This is a genomic window from Streptomyces sp. NBC_01298, from assembly GCF_035978755.1.
Lineage (GTDB): Bacteria > Actinomycetota > Actinomycetes > Streptomycetales > Streptomycetaceae > Streptomyces.
Genome location: NZ_CP108414.1, coordinates 1,942,372 through 1,959,914, shown reverse-complemented (window position 1 = coordinate 1,959,914; position 17,543 = coordinate 1,942,372). Strand labels below are relative to the sequence as shown.

General features: G+C 73.2%; 8 protein-coding genes. All 8 read left to right on the top strand.

The window, feature by feature from the left end; all coding sequences use genetic code 11:
• The 8 genes from OG730_RS08925 to OG730_RS08890 all read left to right on the top strand — a co-directional run bounded on the left by OG730_RS08925 (window position 1) and on the right by OG730_RS08890 (window position 17,517).
• A complete protein-coding gene (locus tag OG730_RS08925) occupies window positions 1-825 on the top strand; it encodes a mycofactocin-coupled SDR family oxidoreductase (protein WP_327303721.1) in 825 nt (274 codons plus the stop codon).
• Complete coding sequence (locus OG730_RS08920; RefSeq protein ID WP_327303720.1) at window positions 822-3,836, top strand: amino acid adenylation domain-containing protein; 3,015 nt, start codon at window positions 822-824, stop codon at window positions 3,834-3,836. The genes OG730_RS08925 and OG730_RS08920 overlap by 4 nt, the downstream gene beginning before the upstream one ends.
• Window positions 3,833-5,089, top strand: coding sequence for an ATP-grasp domain-containing protein (locus OG730_RS08915; protein ID WP_327303719.1), 1,257 nt, complete (start codon window positions 3,833-3,835; stop codon window positions 5,087-5,089). The genes OG730_RS08920 and OG730_RS08915 overlap by 4 nt, the downstream gene beginning before the upstream one ends.
• A 29-nt stretch (window positions 5,090-5,118) precedes the next feature.
• Window positions 5,119-8,271 (top strand): non-ribosomal peptide synthetase, encoded by a 3,153-nt coding sequence (locus OG730_RS08910; RefSeq protein WP_327303718.1) that lies wholly within the window; start codon window positions 5,119-5,121, stop codon window positions 8,269-8,271.
• Window positions 8,272-8,298: 27 nt separating this feature from the next.
• Window positions 8,299-13,602 carry a non-ribosomal peptide synthetase gene (locus OG730_RS08905; RefSeq protein WP_327303717.1) on the top strand — a complete coding sequence of 1,768 codons (5,304 nt, stop codon included), beginning with the start codon at window positions 8,299-8,301 and terminating at the stop codon, window positions 13,600-13,602.
• Window positions 13,599-14,864, top strand: a complete 1,266-nt coding sequence (locus OG730_RS08900; protein ID WP_327303716.1) for a cytochrome P450 — start codon at window positions 13,599-13,601, stop codon at window positions 14,862-14,864. The genes OG730_RS08905 and OG730_RS08900 overlap by 4 nt, the downstream gene beginning before the upstream one ends.
• An 83-nt stretch (window positions 14,865-14,947) precedes the next feature.
• Window positions 14,948-16,213, top strand: a complete 1,266-nt coding sequence (locus tag OG730_RS08895) for an ATP-grasp domain-containing protein (RefSeq protein WP_327303715.1) — start codon at window positions 14,948-14,950, stop codon at window positions 16,211-16,213.
• The gene (locus OG730_RS08890; protein ID WP_327303714.1) at window positions 16,210-17,517 is read left to right on the top strand and encodes an MFS transporter; all 1,308 of its coding nucleotides are present in this window, start codon (window positions 16,210-16,212) and stop codon (window positions 17,515-17,517) included. Before OG730_RS08895 ends, OG730_RS08890 begins: the two co-directional genes overlap by 4 nt.
• Window positions 17,518-17,543 lie beyond the last annotated feature (26 nt).

Below are 17,543 nucleotides of genomic sequence, written 5' to 3'. Positions count from 1 at the left end.
GTGCGACTTTCCCAGAAGACCGTCCTCATCACCGGCGCGGCCCGCGGCCTCGGCCGTGCCTGCGCCCTGAGGTTCGCCGAGGAGGGCGCCGACCTCGCCCTGCTCGACGTGGCCGCGGACATCGCCGACGTGCCGTACCCGCTCGGCACGGCCGACCAGTTGGAGGCCACCGCACGGCTGTGCCGGGAGCGCGGTGCCTCCGTGCTGACCGCCCGGGCGGACGTGCGGCAGCAGAAGGAGATCGACGCAGCCGTCGCCGACGCCCTCGACCGGTTCGGCCGGATCGACGTCCTGGTCAACAACGCCGGCATCGCGTCCCCTTCCGGCAAGGCCAGCCACGAGATCACCGAGGACGAGTGGCGCGTCATGCTGGACGTCGACCTGTCCGGCGCCTGGCGGATGATCAAGGCCGTGGCGCCCTCCATGGCGAAGCAGCGGTCCGGCAGCATCGTGAACGTCTCCTCCACGGCGGGCCTCGTGGGCTACCGCTACTTCGCCGGCTACGTCGCCGCGAAGCACGGTCTGATCGGACTGACCAAGGCGGCGGCGCTCGACTACGCGGCCCTGCAGATCCGCGTCAACGCCCTGTGCCCCGGCCAGGTCCGCGAGGAGCCGGCCCTCGAAGGCCGGATGCTCTCGGAGGTCGCCCGCTCGCTCGGTGTCGCCCCGGAGGACCAGGAGGCCGCGTTCCTGGAGTCCCAGCCGATGAACGCCCTGGTCAACCCCGAGGACGTCTCGTCCGCCGCCCTGTGGCTGGCCAGTGACGACGCCCGCCAGGTGACCGGAAGCGTCGTCACCGTCGACGGCGGATTCAGCACGCGATGAGCGCACCCGACCACACGACCGCGCCCACCGCCCGCACCAGCCAGGAGATCAGCATGTCAACCCGGATCAGCCCGCCCCCGACGGCCGGACCCACGGGCAGCGCTGCCGAGTTCTTCGCGGGGACGGCCTTCGACGCGCGGCCCGCCCGCGCGTGCCACAGCCTCGTGCGCCGGATGCCCGAAGGGCTCACCGCAGACCGTGTCACCGGGCTGCTGACCGCCGCCCAGGAGGCCGGCGCGCTGCCCGCGGAACTCCGGCTATGGGTCGAGGACGTGGTCACCGCCGCCGCCGACCCCGCCTCCGAGGCGCTGCGCGCCCGTGAGGGCTCCCGGACCGTCGGCCACGCCGCCCGGCTGCGCATGGTCCTGCTTTCCTACGCCGACGGCGTGGCCGACCTGGTCCTGGTGGCCCACCGCCGCGCCGTGGACAGCGCCGGACTCGACCTCGTCGGCCGGATCCTGTCCGGCGCCGCGGACGACGCTGCCCGGCTCGCCGCCCCCGGCGAACCGACGCGCCACAGCGCCGTGGACGCCGCGCCGCCGGCCTGGGGTCTGGGCGACGCGCGCCGCGCCGGCGCCACGGGCGTCGTGCGGATCGGCCCCGTGGAGGTCGCCCCGGAGCCCGTGACCCCCGTCCTGATCGCCGCCACCGCCCTGGTGCTGTCCCGTTACGCGGACCGCGGCCGGCCGGTCGGCCTGCTCACCGCGGACCGCGCGGGCCGTGACCGGTTCGCCGCGGTGAGCCTGCCCGTCGACGACACCACCCCGGTCACGGACCTGGTCCAGCAGGCCGAGCGCGCCATCGCCTGCGCCGCTCCCGTCGGCGCCGACCAGCCCGTCCCCGCCGTGGGAATCGTAGAGCTGTCGGGCCAGGACGAGGCGTACCGGCCCTTCCTGGAACTGCCGTTCCCGGTGACCTTCACCTGGGAGCCGCGACGCGACGGTTCCTTCGCCGGCCGCCTCGACTACGACGAGTCGGTGCTGGACCCCGAGGTGGCCGAGCAACTGGCCCGCCACGTCGGCCGCGTGGCGGCGCTCGTCGGTGCCAAGCCGGACGACGCCCGGACCCTGCTGGGCGCGGACGTCGAGCTGATCGCCGAGGAAGAGCGTGCGGCCCTGCTGGACCTCGGACGCCCGCAGCCCGCCCCCGCCCGGCCGGCCACGACCGCGCACGCCGCCACCACCCCGCACGCCGTCACCACCCTGCACGCCGCCTTCACCCGGCTCGCCGCCGAACGGCCCGGCGCGACCGCGCTGTCCGACGCCGAGCGCGAGCTGACGTACGCGCAGCTCGACGAGGCGGCGACGCGGATGTCCGGCGCACTGGGCGAACGGGACGTCGGCCCGGGCGACTTCGTGGGTGTCTGCCTGGACCGTGACACCGATCTGGTGGTCACCCTCCTCGCGGTGCTCAAGACCGGGGCCGCCTACGTACCGATGGACCCGCGCTACCCGGTCGAGCGGCTGCGCTACACCACCGAGGACGCGGGGCTGCGCCTCGTGGTCACGACCCTCGACGGCTTCCCCGACATCGACGGCGTCACCGTGGTCCACCCGAGCGCGCTGGCCGGATCCACGGCCCCGGCGCCCGAGCCCGCGGACGACCCCGACGCGCCGGCCTACGTCATCTACACCTCCGGATCCACCGGCAAGCCCAAGGGCGTGGTCGTCCCCCACCGCAACGTCGGTGCGCTCATGGCGGCTACCACCGGGGACATGCGGCTGGGCCCGGACGACGTGTGGACGCTGTTCCACTCCAGCTCCTTCGACTTCTCCGTGTGGGAGATCTGGGGCTGCCTGCTCACCGGCGGCCACCTCGTCGTGGTCCCGTACTGGGTCTCGCGCTCCCCGGAGGAGTTCCACGCGCTGCTGGTCCGGCGCCGCGTCACCGTACTGAGCCAGACCCCTTCCGCCTTCGCCTCGCTGCGCGACGTGCACCTGAACCAGCAGCAGCCGCTCGCCCTGCGGCTCGTGGTCTTCGGCGGTGAGCCGCTGGACGTGCGCTCCCTCGAGCTGTGGTTCCGGCGCGAGCCGCACGACCGGTGCCGGCTGGTGAACATGTTCGGCATCACCGAGACCACCGTGCACGTCACCACCCAGACGGTCACCCCCGTCGAGGTGGCCGCCGGGTCCCGCTCGGTGGGAACGGCCCTGCCCGGATGGACCCTCTCCGTGCGCGACGACCGGGGCCGCGTCCAGCCCCTCGGCGTCCCCGGCGAGATCTACGTCGGCGGCGCGGGCGTGGCCGACCGCTACCTCAACCGCCCGGAGCTCACCGCCGAACGCTTCGTCGACGATCCGCTGACCGGCGAACGCGTCTACCGCAGCGGCGACCTGGGACGGCTGCGTCCGGGCGGACGGCTCGACCACCTGGGCCGGATCGACGACCAGGTCAAGGTGCGGGGCTTCCGCATCGAACTCGGCGAGGTCAGGTCCGTCCTGCTCGACGACCCCACGGTCGCGGCCGGCGCCGTCGTACTCAACCAGGGCGACGGCGACGCGGCCGGCGTGCGCCTCGACGCCTACGTGGTGCTGCGGCCGTCCGGCTCGGTGACCGAGGTCCGGCGCCGGCTGCGCGAGGTCCTCCCGGAGCACATGGTGCCGGCCACCCTCACTGCGGTGTCCGAGATCCCGCTCACCGTGAACGGCAAGGTCGACGCGGCCAAGCTGCCCAAGCCCGACCGGCTTCCCGCGGTGGAGGCCGCCACCGAAGCCGCCGACGCCGCCGACGCGGCCTCGGCCGAGGCGGAAGCCCCCGCGGAGCGGGAGAGCCTGGCCGACGTGGTCCTGCGCGCCTGGCGGGCCGTCCTGGGTCCCGAGGTGGGGCCGGACGACGACTTCTTCGAGCTGGGCGGCAACTCGCTGCTCGCGGTGCGGCTTTCCGCGGCCCTGCGCCGCGAGGGCCTGCCGCCCGTACCCCTGCGCGACCTGTACCTGCAGCCGACGGCGGCGCTCCTCGTGGAACACCTCACGGCGCGTCAGTCGGCCGAGGCCGGGGCGGGGCAGTCATGACCACCGGCATACGGAAGACGCCCCGGGTCGCGGTCGTCTACGACTTGGGCTCCGCCACGGCCAACGACATCCTGGCCGCCGCCCACCGGCTCTGCGAAGTGGTCTTCGTCGCGGACTTCGACCGGCCCGGGGCCGCTGCCGCCCGGCAGTCCATGCTCGCCCTCGGCGAGGTCGTCGACGTCACCGGACGGGATCCCCAGGAGCGGCTGAGACTGCTCCGGGAGGCCGCGGTCGACGGCGTCGTGACCTACAGCGAGTACCAGCTCGCCGAGACGGCCCGCATGGCGCACGGTCTCGGGCTGCCCTACCACGCGGTCGAGCTGATCCCGGCGCTGGTGGACAAGCTGGTGCAGCGCCGGATCCTGGCCGAGGCCGGGGTCCAGGCCACCCGCTGCGCGGTGATCGGTGACGATCCCGCGCAGGCGCTCGACCTGGTCGGCGTGCCGGCCGTGATCAAGCCGCGGATCGGTGCCGGAAGTCTGCACACCACCCGGGTGGACTCCGCCGAGCAGTTCCTCGCCACGGCGGCCGCCCGCCCGGCCGGTATCGAGTTCGTCGCCGAGCAGATGCTGGAGGGCGACCCCCGGGTGGCCGGCGGGTTCTGGGGGGACTACGTCTCCGTGGAGTCCGTCCACACCGGGTCGGCCTCCCGGCAGGTCTGCGTCACCGGGAAGTTCGCCCTCGCCGAACCCTTCCGCGAGACCGGGATGCTGCTGCCGGCCACGCTGTCGCAGGAGGCCGCCGACGAGGTCCTGGCCCTGGAGGCCGCCGCGGTGCGGGCCCTGGGCATCCGCCACGGCATCACCCACACCGAGATCAAGCTGACCGCGGACGGCCCCCGCATCATCGAGGTCAACGGCCGACTGGGCGGATACGTCCCGGAGATCCTGCGCCGGGCCACCGGGATCAACCTCGTACGGATGGCGCTGGACGTCGCCCTCGGCGGGGAGCCCCGTATCCCGGCGGCCCGCCACCGGGGCGTCACCTACCAGTACTTCCTCACCCCGCCAGCCGTGGCGGGCACGCTCGCCTCGGTCGGCGGGCTGTCCGAGCTCACCGAGCTGCCCGGCGTGCGCAACGTCGAGGCGAACGCGGAGCCGGGGCGGCTCGTGGACTGGCGCGAGGGCACCCAGAGCCACTTGGGCGTGGTCTTCGGCTCCGCCCCGGACCACGACACCCTGCGGACGGTCGCGGAGTCGATCACCGCCACTTTCCGCCCCGTCTTCGCGCCGCCGGCCGGCGCGGGCGCGTGAGGCGGGAGCACGAAGAGATGGAACGAACGATGAGAGCTACACAGGGCTACCCGCGCGACGCGACGATCCACGCGCTGTTCCTCCGGCAGGCCGCGGCGACCCCCGACGCGCCCGCGGTGGTCGGTGAGCACGGCACGCTGACCTACCGCGACCTGGCGGAACGTTCGGCCCGGCTCGCCGCCCGCGTCCTCGCGTACGGGATCCGCCCCGGGGAACTCGTCGCGGTGCGCGCCGAGCGGAGCCCCGAGTGGGTGATCGCCAACCTGGCCGTGCTGCGCGCCGGAGCCGCGTACCTGCCGATCAGCCCCTCCGAACCCGACCGGCGGGTGGAGTACCTGCTCGACGACGGCGGGGTGCGGCTGGTGCTCGGGGACCGCGAGGGCGAGGCGCCCGGCGGCCGCGGGACCGAGATGGCGATCCGGGACGACCTGGCACCGGACGCGGGGGCGCCGGACGCCGGGGACCCGCAGGCGGGCGAGCCCGAGGGCGTCGGGGCCGAGAGCCTCGCGTACGTGATGTACACCTCGGGCAGCACCGGACGGCCCAAGGGCGTCATGGTGTGCCACCGCAACGTGGTCCGCCTGGTCCGCGGCGCGGACTTCGTCGCGTTCTCGGAGACGATGCGGGTCCTGCAGACCGGTGCGGTCTCCTTCGACGCGAGCACCTTCGAGCTCTGGGGCCCGCTCCTGAACGGCGGTGCGCTGGTGCTGCCCGAGGAGGACGCCGTTCTGGACGCCGGCCGCCTCGGGGCCGCGCTGAGGGACCACGGGGTCACCACGCTGTGGCTCACCTCGCCCCTCTTCAGCCGGATCGCCCGGCAGGACCCCTCCGTCTTCGCCCCGCTGGACGACCTCGTGGTCGGCGGCGACGTGGTGGCCGGCGAGCACGTCGCGGCCGTCCTGGACGCCTGCCCGGGGATCCGCGTCGTCAACGGCTACGGCCCCACGGAGAACACCACCTTCTCCACCACCCACCGCATCGGCCGGGACGAGACCGGCGGGCCGCTGCCCGTCGGGCGGCCCATCGCCCACTCCACCGCCTACGTGCTGGACCCCGCGGGCGCCGCGGTGGAGCCGGGCACCGAGGGCGAGCTGTACGTCGGCGGCGACGGCGTGGCGCTCGGCTACCTGGGCCGCCCCGAACTCACCGGGCAGGTCTTCCTGCCCGACCCCTTCCTGCCCGGCGGACGCATGTACCGCACGGGCGACCTCGCGCGACAGCGCCCGGACGGGGTCATCGAGTTCCTCGGCCGCGCCGACGGCCAGGTCAAGATCCGGGGCTACCGCATCGAGCCGGGGGAGATCGAGTCCGTGCTGCGCGGACACCCGTCCGTCGGCGAGGCCGTCGTCGTACCGCTGGTGCGCGAGGGCGGCGAAGCGAGCGACCGCTACCTCGCCGCCTACTTCACGGAGGCCGAACCGCTCGACGTGCGCGAGGTGCGCGAGCACCTGGCGGAGCGGCTGCCGCGCCACCTGATCCCCGGGCACCTCGTCCTGCTCGACTCCATTCCGTTGACCGCCCACGGCAAGGTCGACCGCTCGGCGCTCCCCGATCCGGCCGATCTCCACGACCTGCCGGCGGAGCACGTGCCGCCGCGGGACGCCGTCGAGGAGCGGCTCGTGGCGATCTGGGAGAGCGTGCTGCCCGGCGCCACCGTAGGGGTGCTCGACTCGGCGTTCGACCACGGTGTGGACTCGCTGATGGCGGCCGGTCTCGCGACCGCCATCGGCACGGAGTTCCGCGTTCCCGTGACCGTCGCGGACGTCTTCCGCAACCCGACCGTCGAGGACCTCGCCGTCCTGCTCGGCACCCGGGCGCCCGAGCCCCGGGGGCCCGCCGAACTGCCCGCCGCCCCGCCGGCCGACCACTACCCGCTCGCGCCGCAGCAGTACCCGCTGTTCGTGGCGCAGCACCGGGACGAGGCCTCGGTCCAGTACAACGTGCCGCTGCTGCTGGACCTGCCGGCCGACGTGGACGAGGTACGTCTCGCGGAGGCCTGGCGCGGACTGGTCCGCCGTCACGAGGTCCTGCGCACCGCGTTCCTGCTGAAGGACGAACCGGTGCAGGTGGTGCGCGCCGAGGTCGTGTCGGAGCTGCGCGTCACGCAGGGGGAGCCGCGGCTCGACGAGCTGGTGCGCCCCTTCGACCTGGCGGCCGCGCCGCTGGCCCGGGCGGGCCTGTACCGGTCCGGCGACCGGGCCGTGCTGTTCGTGGACCTGCACCACCTGGTGGTCGACGGACTGTCCCTGGGGCACCTCTTCGGCGACCTCGACGCCCTGTACCACGGCCGGGAGCTGCCGCCGGTCGCGCATCCCTACCGGGACTACGCCCACTGGGCGGCCGCCGGGGAGGGCAAGGGGATCGCCGAGGAGCAGCGCGCGTACTGGACCTCCGCGTTCCGGGGCCGGCCCGCCCCGGCCGAGCTGCCCACCGACCGCCCCCGGCCCGCCCTGCGGACCCACGCGGGCGACTTGCTGCCCTTCGGGCTCGGGACCGGACGCACCGCCGCGCTGCGGGCCTTCGCCGCGCAGCGCTCCGTCACGCTCTTCGCGCCGCTGGCGGCCGCGTACGCGGTCTTCCTGTCCGTGGCCACCGGACAGCAGGACGTCACCGTGGGGGTGCCGGCAGCCGGCCGTACCGCCCCCGGCCTCGACACCGCGGTCGGCATGTTCGTCAACACGGTGTCCCTGCGGCTGCGGCCCTCGGGGGACAAGCCGTTCGGCGCGCTCGTCGAGGAGGCGGCCACCACCGCCCGCGAGGCGTTCGCCCACCAGGACTTCCCGTACGGCGAACTCGTCCGCGAGGCCGGGGAGCCCGTGCCCGGCCGCAACCCCCTCTTCGACACCCTGCTCGCCCTCCAGGCGAGCTCCCTGCAGGCCGTCGAATTCCTGGGACAGCACGTCCTGCTGAGGCCCCGTCACACCGGACAGGGCATGGCCGACCTGAACATGCAGGTCTTCGAGGAGCAGGACGACCTGCACATCGAGTGGGAGTACTCGACGGAGCTCTTCGACCGTGCCACGGTCGCCGCGTTCCGCGACACCCTCCTCGGCATCCTCGACCGGGCGCTCGCGCACCCGGACACGACGGTCGCCGCGCTGGGACGGCCGGCCGGACCCGGCGCCACCGCCACCGACACCACGGCCGCGCCGGAACTTCCCGGCATCGCATTCGACTTCTGATCCACACGCCGAGGAGCACCACCTTTCATGAGTTCTCACCTGACCGTCGGGCAGCGAAAGATCGCCGCCTCGCAGCGGCCCGCCTCGGCGGCGTTCTGGGCCGGCTTCCTCGACGGGTCCCGCGCCACCGGGTTCCCGGCCGACCGCCCCGCCGCCGCCCGTACCGGACGCACCCGGCCGGCCGCGGTGCTCGACCTCGATCCCGCGCTGGCCGAGCGGCTGACCGCCGTCAGCCGTGGCGACGACACCACGCTCCACACGCTGTTCACCGCGGCCGCGATCGCACTGCTGAACGCGTACACCGGTGAGCGCGACCTGGTGGTCGGCCAGCCTCCGACCGTGCCCCAGCCGCTGGCCCGGGTCCTGCCGGCCCGCCTCGAACTGCTCGCCGAGGACACCCTCAAGTCCCTGCTGGGCCGGCTGCGCCAGGCCACCCTGGACGTGCTCGCCCACCAGGACTACCCGGTCGAGCTGGCCGGCGCCGAGGTCGAGGTGGCCGTGGCGCTGGAGGGCCTGCACGCCGCGGAGGCGGTCGACGCGGTCGCCACCGACGTGCTGTTCCACGTACGGCGCACCGAGGCCGGCTTCGCCGTCGAGGTGCGCACCGAGGCGGAACGGTCCTCCCCGCAGAACGCCACCCGCCTCGCCGCCCACTACGCGGCCCTGCTCACCGCCGCCCTGGCAGCGCCCGACACCGCGCTCGCGGAGCTGGACCTGAGCACCGGGGCGGATGCGGCCGTGGTCGCCGCGGCCAACGACACCACCGCGCCGTTCCCCGGCGACGTGACCCTCCCGGAACTCTTCGCCCGCACGGTGGCGGCGACCCCCGACGCCGTCGCCGTCGTGTCCGGCGAGCACTCCCTCACCTTCGCCGAGCTCGACCGCGCCACCACACGGCTGGCCCGCACGCTCCGGGAGCAGGGCGTGGGCCGCGAGGCCATCGTCGGTGTCCTCGCCGAGCGGTCGGTCGAGATGCTCGTCGCCATCCTCGCCGTCCTGAAGGCCGGAGCCGCCTACCTGCCCCTCGACGTCTCCCTGCCGGCCGCGCGCATGACGTACATGCTCGAGGACAGCAAGGCGGCGATCGTCCTGGCGCGGCCCGACCGCGCCGACCTGGTGCCGTCCTCCGTCACCGTGCTGGAGCTGGCCGCGGACACCTCCGAGGACGCCGGCGAGCCCCTGGAGACGGGGGCCGCGACCGACGCCGCGTACGTCATCTACACCTCCGGCTCCACGGGCGCCCCCAAGGGCGTGGTGGTGGAACACCGCAGCGTCGTCAACCGGCTCCACTGGATGCAGCGCGCGTACGCGATCGGCGCCGCGGACACGATCCTGCAGAAGACGCCCGTCTCCTTCGACGTCTCCGTGTGGGAGCTGTTCTGGTGGCACATCGAGGGCGCCCGCGTCGCCCTGCTGGCACCGGGCGGCGAGCGCGAGCCGGAGGCCATCGTGGCCGCCGTCGAGCGACACCGGGTGACCACCCTGCACTTCGTGCCGACCATGCTCGGCGCGTTCCTCGACTACGTGGCGGCCACCGGAGCCCAGGGGCGCCTCTCCTCACTGCGCCGCGTCTTCGCCAGTGGCGAGGCCCTGGGCGTGCACCACGTGCGCCGCTTCGCCGAACTGCTCGGCCACGCCGAGCTGGTGAACCTCTACGGGCCCACCGAGGCGACCGTGGACGTCAGCCACCACCGCACCTCGGCCGACGACACCGTGGTGCCGATCGGTCTGCCCATCGACAACATCCGGCTGTACGTGCTCGACGAGCGGCGCCGCGAGCGGCCGGTGGGCCTGCCCGGCGAGCTGTACATCGCCGGCGACGGCCTGGCCCGCGGCTATCTCCACCGCGCGGAACTCACCGCGGAGCGGTTCGTGGAGAACCCCTTCGAGGGCGAGTCCCGCGCCTACCGCACCGGTGACCTCGTCCGGCGCCTCCCGGACGGCTCCCTGGAGTACCTGGGCCGCAACGACTCCCAGGTCAAGCTCCGCGGCTACCGCATCGAGTTGGGCGAGATCGAGCGCCGCCTCCTCGACCATCAGGGCGTCGGCGACGCGGTGGTCGTGGTGCGCACCGGGACGGACGGGCACCAGCGGCTCGTCGGGTACGCCGTGGCCGCCGAGAGCGCCGAGAGCGCCGAGAGCGCCGGGAGCGCCGAGAGCGCCGGGAGCGCCGGGAGCGCCGGGAGCACCGAGGACCGGCCGACGGAGCAGCAGCTGCGCGTCCACCTCGCCGGAACGCTGCCCGAGTACATGGTCCCGGCCCGCGTCGTCGTGCTGGACGCCTTCCCGCTGTCCCCGAACGGCAAGCTCGACCGGGGCGCCCTGCCGGAGCCCGCCACCGAGGCCGTCGGCCATGTGGAGCCCCGCACCGACAGCGAGAGGGCGCTGGCGGGCCTGATCGCCGAGGTGCTCGGCCGCGACCGGATCGGCGTGCACGACAGCTTCTTCGCGCTAGGTGGCACCTCCATCCACTTCGTCACCGTGCTGGCCAAGGCGCGGGCGCTCGGCCTGGCCTTCACCTTCCAGCAGCTCTTCGCCAACCCGACCGTCGCCGCCCTGGCGGCCGTACTGGACGAAGGCGGCACCCGGGAGGAACTGCGCCACGAGTTCGCCCCGTTCGAGCTCATCAGCGAGGAGGAGCGGGGCCGTCTGCCGGAGGACGTCGAGGACGCCTACCCGATGTCGATGCTCTCGGCGGGCACCATCTTCCAGAGCGAGATGACCCGCGGCAGCTCCCAGTACCACGACATCATCGGCTACCTGATCAACAGCGGCTTCAACGCCGAGGCCTTCACCGAGGCCGTACGGATCCTGGTCGACCACAACCCGATCTTCCGCACGAGCTACCGGCTGAGCGGCTTCCGCGACTACCTGCAGCTCGTCCACAAGTCAGTGGACCCGCCGCCGGTGTTCATCGCCGACGTCCGCCACCTCGACGAGGCGGCCCAGGAGGTCTGGTACGAGGAGTGGGAGCGCGAGGAGAAGGCGCACGCCTTCGACTGGGAGTACCCCGGCCTCATCCGGCTGCACGTCCACGTCCTGCGCGACGACCTGTACCGCTACAGCATCAGCCAGCACAATTCGGCGCTGGACGGCTGGAGCATCAACCTGGTGCACACCAAGCTGTTCGAGATCTACCACGCCCTGTGCACCGACGGCGTGTTCACCGGCGAGCCGGTCCCCAACCACCTGCGCAACTTCATCGGCCTGGAGCAGCAGTCGATCAACTCGCAGGTGGACAAGCAGTACTGGCTCGACCGCCTGGAGGACCGGCCGCGGACGATCATCCCGCGGCTTCGTCCGCGGGACGAGGAAGCGGCCTTCCACGTCATCCTGCAGGACGTGCCGCTCCCGCGCGGGCTCTCCGACCGGATCGTGGCGCTGGCCGGACGCCTCGGCGTCCCGGTGAAGACCGTGCTGCTCGCCGCCCACATGAAGGTGCACGCCGTGGTGACCGGCGAGCGGGACGTCATGACCGGCTACGAGCACAGCGGCCGCCCGGAAGTCGCGGACGCGGAGAAGGCGTGCGGCCTCTTCCTCAACTCGGTGCCGCTGCGGGTGGAGATCGCCGACGGCAGCTGGGAGGGGCTGATCCGGCAGATCTACGACGCCGAGACCTCGTTCCTGCCGCACCGCCGCTACCCGATGGCCAAGATGAAGCAGGACCTGCAGACCCAGGTGCCGCTGTTCGAGACCGTCTTCAACTTCACGCACTTCTACTCGCTGAAGAAGCTGCGCGAGCTGCCCGAGTTCTCGCTGCTGGACGTCCGCGCCGTGGCCATCACGGAGTTCCCGTTCCGCTCGGAGTTCTCCCGGCACTTCTACACCGACGAGGTGCAGCTCAGCCTGCACTACCACACCGACGCGTTCGACAACGATCACATCGTGCGCATCGGCGGCTACTTCATCGCCGCGCTCGACCGGATGACCGCCGACCCGTCGGACCCGCACGCGACCCGGCCGCTGCTCGGTGACGAGGAACTGGCCTCGCTGGCGGAGTTCGGCTCCCGCCCGCAGCCGGCCGTGGCCGACGGCGGGGACCTCGCGTCCGGCGCCCGCGTCCTCGTACTCGACCCGTCGGGCCTGCCCGCGGCGATCGGCGCCCCGGGCGACATCGCCCTGGTGGGCGCGGACGGCACCCGCTCGGTCGTCGGCCGGGGCCGCTGGCTGCCCACCGGCGTGCTGGAGCGGGCCGGTGACGGCGCCGACGAGCCGCAGGCGCCAGAGGTGACGGCGGCGGTGGAAGCCGCCCCGGAGGCCGAGGGCGAACTGTCCTCGGCGGCGATCCGCGTGGCGGCGGTCTGGGGCGAGGTCCTCGGCATCGACCCCACGTCGATCAAGCTCACCGACGACTTCTTCGAGCTCGGCGGCAACTCGCTGGCGGCCATGCGCGCGGTGATGATGCTCAACGGCCTGGTGACGATCAAGGACGTGATGCGCAACTCCCGTCTGGGCGAGCAGGCCGACCTGGCCGAGAAGCTCACCCAGGACGAGGGATCCGGTGTCCTGGTGCGGCTCACGCCCGCCGACGACCGGCCCTCGGCGACCCTCGTCTGCTTCCCCTACGGCGCCGGTCACGCGGTGCACTTCCGCCCGGTCGCCGACGCGATGCGGCGCAAGGACTCCTCCTTCGCCGTGCTGGGCGTCGAACTGCCCGGCCACGACCCCAAGTCCGGTGCCGACGAGCTGATGCAGGTCACCGACATCGCGGGCCTGGTGGTCGAGGAGCTGCTGCGCCAGGAGCGCGGCAGGATCGTCCTGTGGGGCCACTGCGTCGGGTCCGCGCTGGCCCTCGAGGTGGCGCGGCTGCTGACGGCGCGCAACGTCGGGGTGGAGCACCTGTTCATCGGTGCCAAGCTGCTGTACGACGCCGCGGCCCTGCACGAGTCCATCGACTACGTCTCCTCGATGACGTACGAGGACATCAAGCGCTGGCTCATCGTGGAGAGCGGCTTCACGGGCTTCGACGAGCTCGGAGCCTCGTACGCCGATCTGCTCGTGCGCACCTTCCGGCACGACTCGACCAGCGCCAACGCGTACTACCTGAACACGTACGGGGACGGCGGCGCCGTCGCCGCGCGGCCGGTGACCGTACCGACGACGGCCGTGTACGCGGCCGACGACCCGGTCACCACCGGTTTCGCGGAGCGCTACCGGGACTGGGAGCCCTTCACCGGCGTCCCGCGCGTGCTCGAGATGCCCGGCGGCGGCCACTACTTCACGCGCACCCGGCCGGCCAAGGTCGTCGAGATCGTCCTCGACACGCTCGCCGAGTCCGCCGAGTCCGCCGCGTCCGCCGCGTCCGCCGAGCCGAAGGGTGAGGGGCGATGACGGCGACCGATGTACCGGCGGCCGTACCGGCGGCCGCGCCGGTGGACCTTTCGCTGGACCTCGCCTCCCCGGCGAACTTCGACCCGGAACCGCCCTACCGGGTCTGGGCCGCGATGCGGGACCTGCCTCAACTCCCTTGGCAGGACCGGCCGGATGCGCCCGGCTTCTACTCGGTGACCCGGCACGACCACACCCGGACCGTCCTGCGCGACGTGGCCACGTACAGCTCCGAATGGGGCATGACGCTGGACAGCACGCTCGGCGTCCGCGACCCCGCGGCGGGGCTGATGATCGAGCTGACCGACAAGCCGCGCCACGCACGGCTGCGCAAGCTGGTCACCGGGGCGATCACCCCGCAGTTCGTCCATTCGCTCACCCCGGTCATCGAGGAGCACGCCCGGCGGCTGGCCGAAGCGGCCGTACGGCAGGGCGAGGTCGACGCGGTCGGCGCGCTGACCGCCCCGATGCCGAGGCTCGCCATCGGTTCCATCCTCGGCATCCCCGAGGAGGACCGCGAGGCGGTCGCCTCGATGGCCAGCCGGGCCATCACCGGTACCGAGGCGGCGGGCGCCGCGGCGCCCACCCTGGCCGAGCGCCGCCGCTTCAGCGAAACCGGCAACAACGACCTCCTCATGTACTTCGTGGAGATCATCGAGGGGGAGCCGCACCGGCTGGACCCGAACGGCATGGTCCGGCGCCTGATGGACATCGAGATGGACGGCGAGCGCCTGAGCTCGGACGAGGTGCTGCTCAACTGCCTCAACCTGGCCATCGGCGGCTACGAGACCACGAAGAACGCCGTGGCGGCGGGCCTGCTCCGGCTCGCCACCACGCCGGGCGCCTGGCAGTGGCTGCGCGAGGACCACGGGCGGATCCCCGCGATGATCGAGGAGATGCTCCGCTTCGACACCCCCGCCATGCACCTCATCCGCACGGTGACCCGGCCGGCCGTGCTCGGCGGAACGGAGCTGAAGGAAGGGGACACGGTCTGCGTCTGGCTCTCGGCGGCCAACCGCGACCCGGAGGTGTTCGAGGCGCCCGAGGAGTTCCGCCTCGACCGGACGCCCAACAACCACCTGTCCTTCACCATCGGACCGCACTTCTGCCTGGGCGCCGTACTGGCCCGGCTGGAGATGCGCTCGCTCTTCACCGAACTGCTCACGCGCGTGGAGTCGGTGGAGGCCCTGTCCGGTCTGATCCGCCGGCCGTCGAACTTCATCTCCGGAATCGACCGGTTCGACATCCGCCTGCGTCCGGCCTGAGCCCACACCCGTGCCCCCGACGCCCCGGAGCGGTCGCTCCGGGGCGTCGGGGCCCCCGCGCCCACTCACAGAGAGAAAATCCCATGCAGATGGAACTCCCCGCCGGCCGGGTGATCATGGTCGGCTTCGGCAAGCTGCTGCTGAACCAGATGGAGCAGTTCCTGCCGGAGAACAGCGTGGTGGTGGTCGAGGACCCCGACATCATCCGCAAGCGCGATGTCCACGCGGCCGCGGCCACGCTGCGGTGCGTCCACTCCGTCGTCGCCGCCCCGTACCACCAGGACCTCGCGCTCGTCGAAGCCGTCGAGGAGCACCTGGCGGGAGAGCCCGTCGCACTCGTCATCGCCGGTCTCGAGTACGGCGTCCACGGTGCGGCCGTCCTCGCCGAGCGCTGGGGGAGGCCCGGCGCCGGCGCCAAGGCCGCCGCCGCGCTCACGGACAAGCTGGAGCTCCGTGCGGCCGCGCGGGCCGGGGGGCTGCGCAACCCCGAATGGACCGAGGTGCACGGGCCCGCGGACGCCGAGGAGTTCGCCGCCGGCGGCCCCGTCGTCCTCAAGCCCGCGAACCGGCACGCCTCGCTGGGCGTTCAGTTGCTGGAGGCGGGCGACGACATCGCCGCCGCCTGGGAACTCACCGTCGCCGCCCGCGACGACATCATGCTGCCCGACCGGGAACTCGCCTGGCGCTACATGGCCGAACGCCGCCTGTACGGCCACGAGTACAGCGTCGAGGCCCTGGTGCGCGGCGGCCGGATCGTGTTCCTGAACGTCACCGAGAAGCTCACCGCCGGCGGCCGCTACCCGGTGGAGCTGGGCCACGTCGTGCCGGCCGGCCTTCCGGACGACGTACGGCGCGGCTTCGAGGAAGCGATGACGCGCTTCGTCGAAGCCATCGGGTACGACACCGGCATCCTGCACGCCGAATGGATGCTCGGCGAGGAGGGACCGGTCCTCATCGAATGCGCGGGCCGGGTGCCCGGTGACTCGATCACCTTCCTGCTCGACGCGGCGTACGGCGGCAACGTGATCCGCGCGCTGGTGGAACTCCTCGCGGGCGGCAGCCCGAAGCTGCCCGGCGGCGCCCCGATGGGCGCGGCGATCCGCTTCCTGACCGCGCCCGCGGGCACGGTCCGGGAGGTGACGGGCATCGAGGAGGTACAGCAGCGGACCGGTGTGCTGCGCGCCGCCGTCACCGTGGGACCGGGCGACCACGTGCCCGAACTCCGCTCCTCCTGGGACAGGGTCGGCGAGATCATGGTGCTCGCCGCCGGGCCGGCCGAGGCCCGGACCGCGGCCGAGGAAGCGGCCGGAGCCGTCCGCATCACCGTGGACGCCGAGGCCGCGCTGTGACCGCCGGGCAGACGCGGGGCAGCCGTACGGGCGTCCTGCGCGAGAAGCTGCTCGGTCCGGCCGCCGCGAAGGGGGGCCTCGCCTTCCTCGCGATCGGGCTGATCGACGCCGTCGGCACGGGCATGTACCTGGCGGGCTCGGCCCTGTTCTTCACCACCGTCGTAGGACTGACCGTGGCCCAGGTGGGCATCGGCCTCTCGGTCGCCGGCGTCCTGGGACTCGCCGCCCAGCCGGTCATCGGATGGCTGGCGGACCGCTGGACCCCGCGCAAACTCCTGGTGATCCTCAACGTCTACCGGGCCTGCGGCTTCATCGCGTACGTCTTCGCCGACGACTTCCTCAGCTTCCTGCTCATCGCGGCCTTCCTCGGTGTCGGGGAGCAGGCGGTCTTCCCGATCTACCAGGCCCTCGCCGAGCAGATGGCGGGTGCCGACGGGCGCGTCGCGATGATGGCGCGCATGCGCGTCGTCTTCAACGTGGGCTTCACCCTCGGCGGCCTGCTCGCCAGCATCGCCATCGCGGTGGGCACCCGCGCGGCGTTCAGCGTGATCGTCCTGGGCAACGCCGCGTCGTTCGTCATCGCCGCGCTGCTCCTGAGCAGGCTCCAGTTGCAGAACCCGCCCGCCCCGGCGGAGCAGAAGACCAAGAAGTCGCCCCTGCGGCTGGTCGCCCTGCGCGATCTGCGCTACGTGGCGGTCTCCGGGGTCAACGGCGTGCTGGTCCTGCACATGGCACTGCTCGGCATCGGCGTGCCGCTGTGGGTGAGCGAGCACACCAGCGCGCCGAAGGCCCTGGTCGGACTGCTGCTCGTGGTCAACACGGTGCTCGCCGTCGTCTTCCAGGTCCGCGCCTCGGCCGGTACCGAGAACGTCGCCGGCAGCGTCCGGGCGATGCACAAGGCGGCGGCGGCCCTGGTGGGCTCCTGCGCCCTGTTCGCCCTGGCGGGCTTCGACCTGCCCGTGGTCGCGGTCGTCGCCGTGCTGGTCGTCGGACTGGTCCTGCTGACCGCGGGCGAGCTCTACCAGTCCGCGGGCGGCTGGGGCCTTTCGTACGCACTGGCCCCGGACCGCTCGCGGGCCGAGTACCTGGCCACCTTCAACCTGGGGACGAGCGCCCAGTTCGTGCTCGGTCCCACCATCGTCACCATCGGCGTGATCGGCAACGGGACCACGGGCTGGGTAGTGCTCGGAGCCTTCTTCCTGCTCGCCGGCGCGATCGTCGGTCCGCTCGCCAAGGCGGCCGAGAAGCGACCCGCGCTGCGCTCCGACACGGAGCCGGACCCGGTCGCGGCGACCGCCGCCTGAAGCAACGGATACGACGTCGTCACACC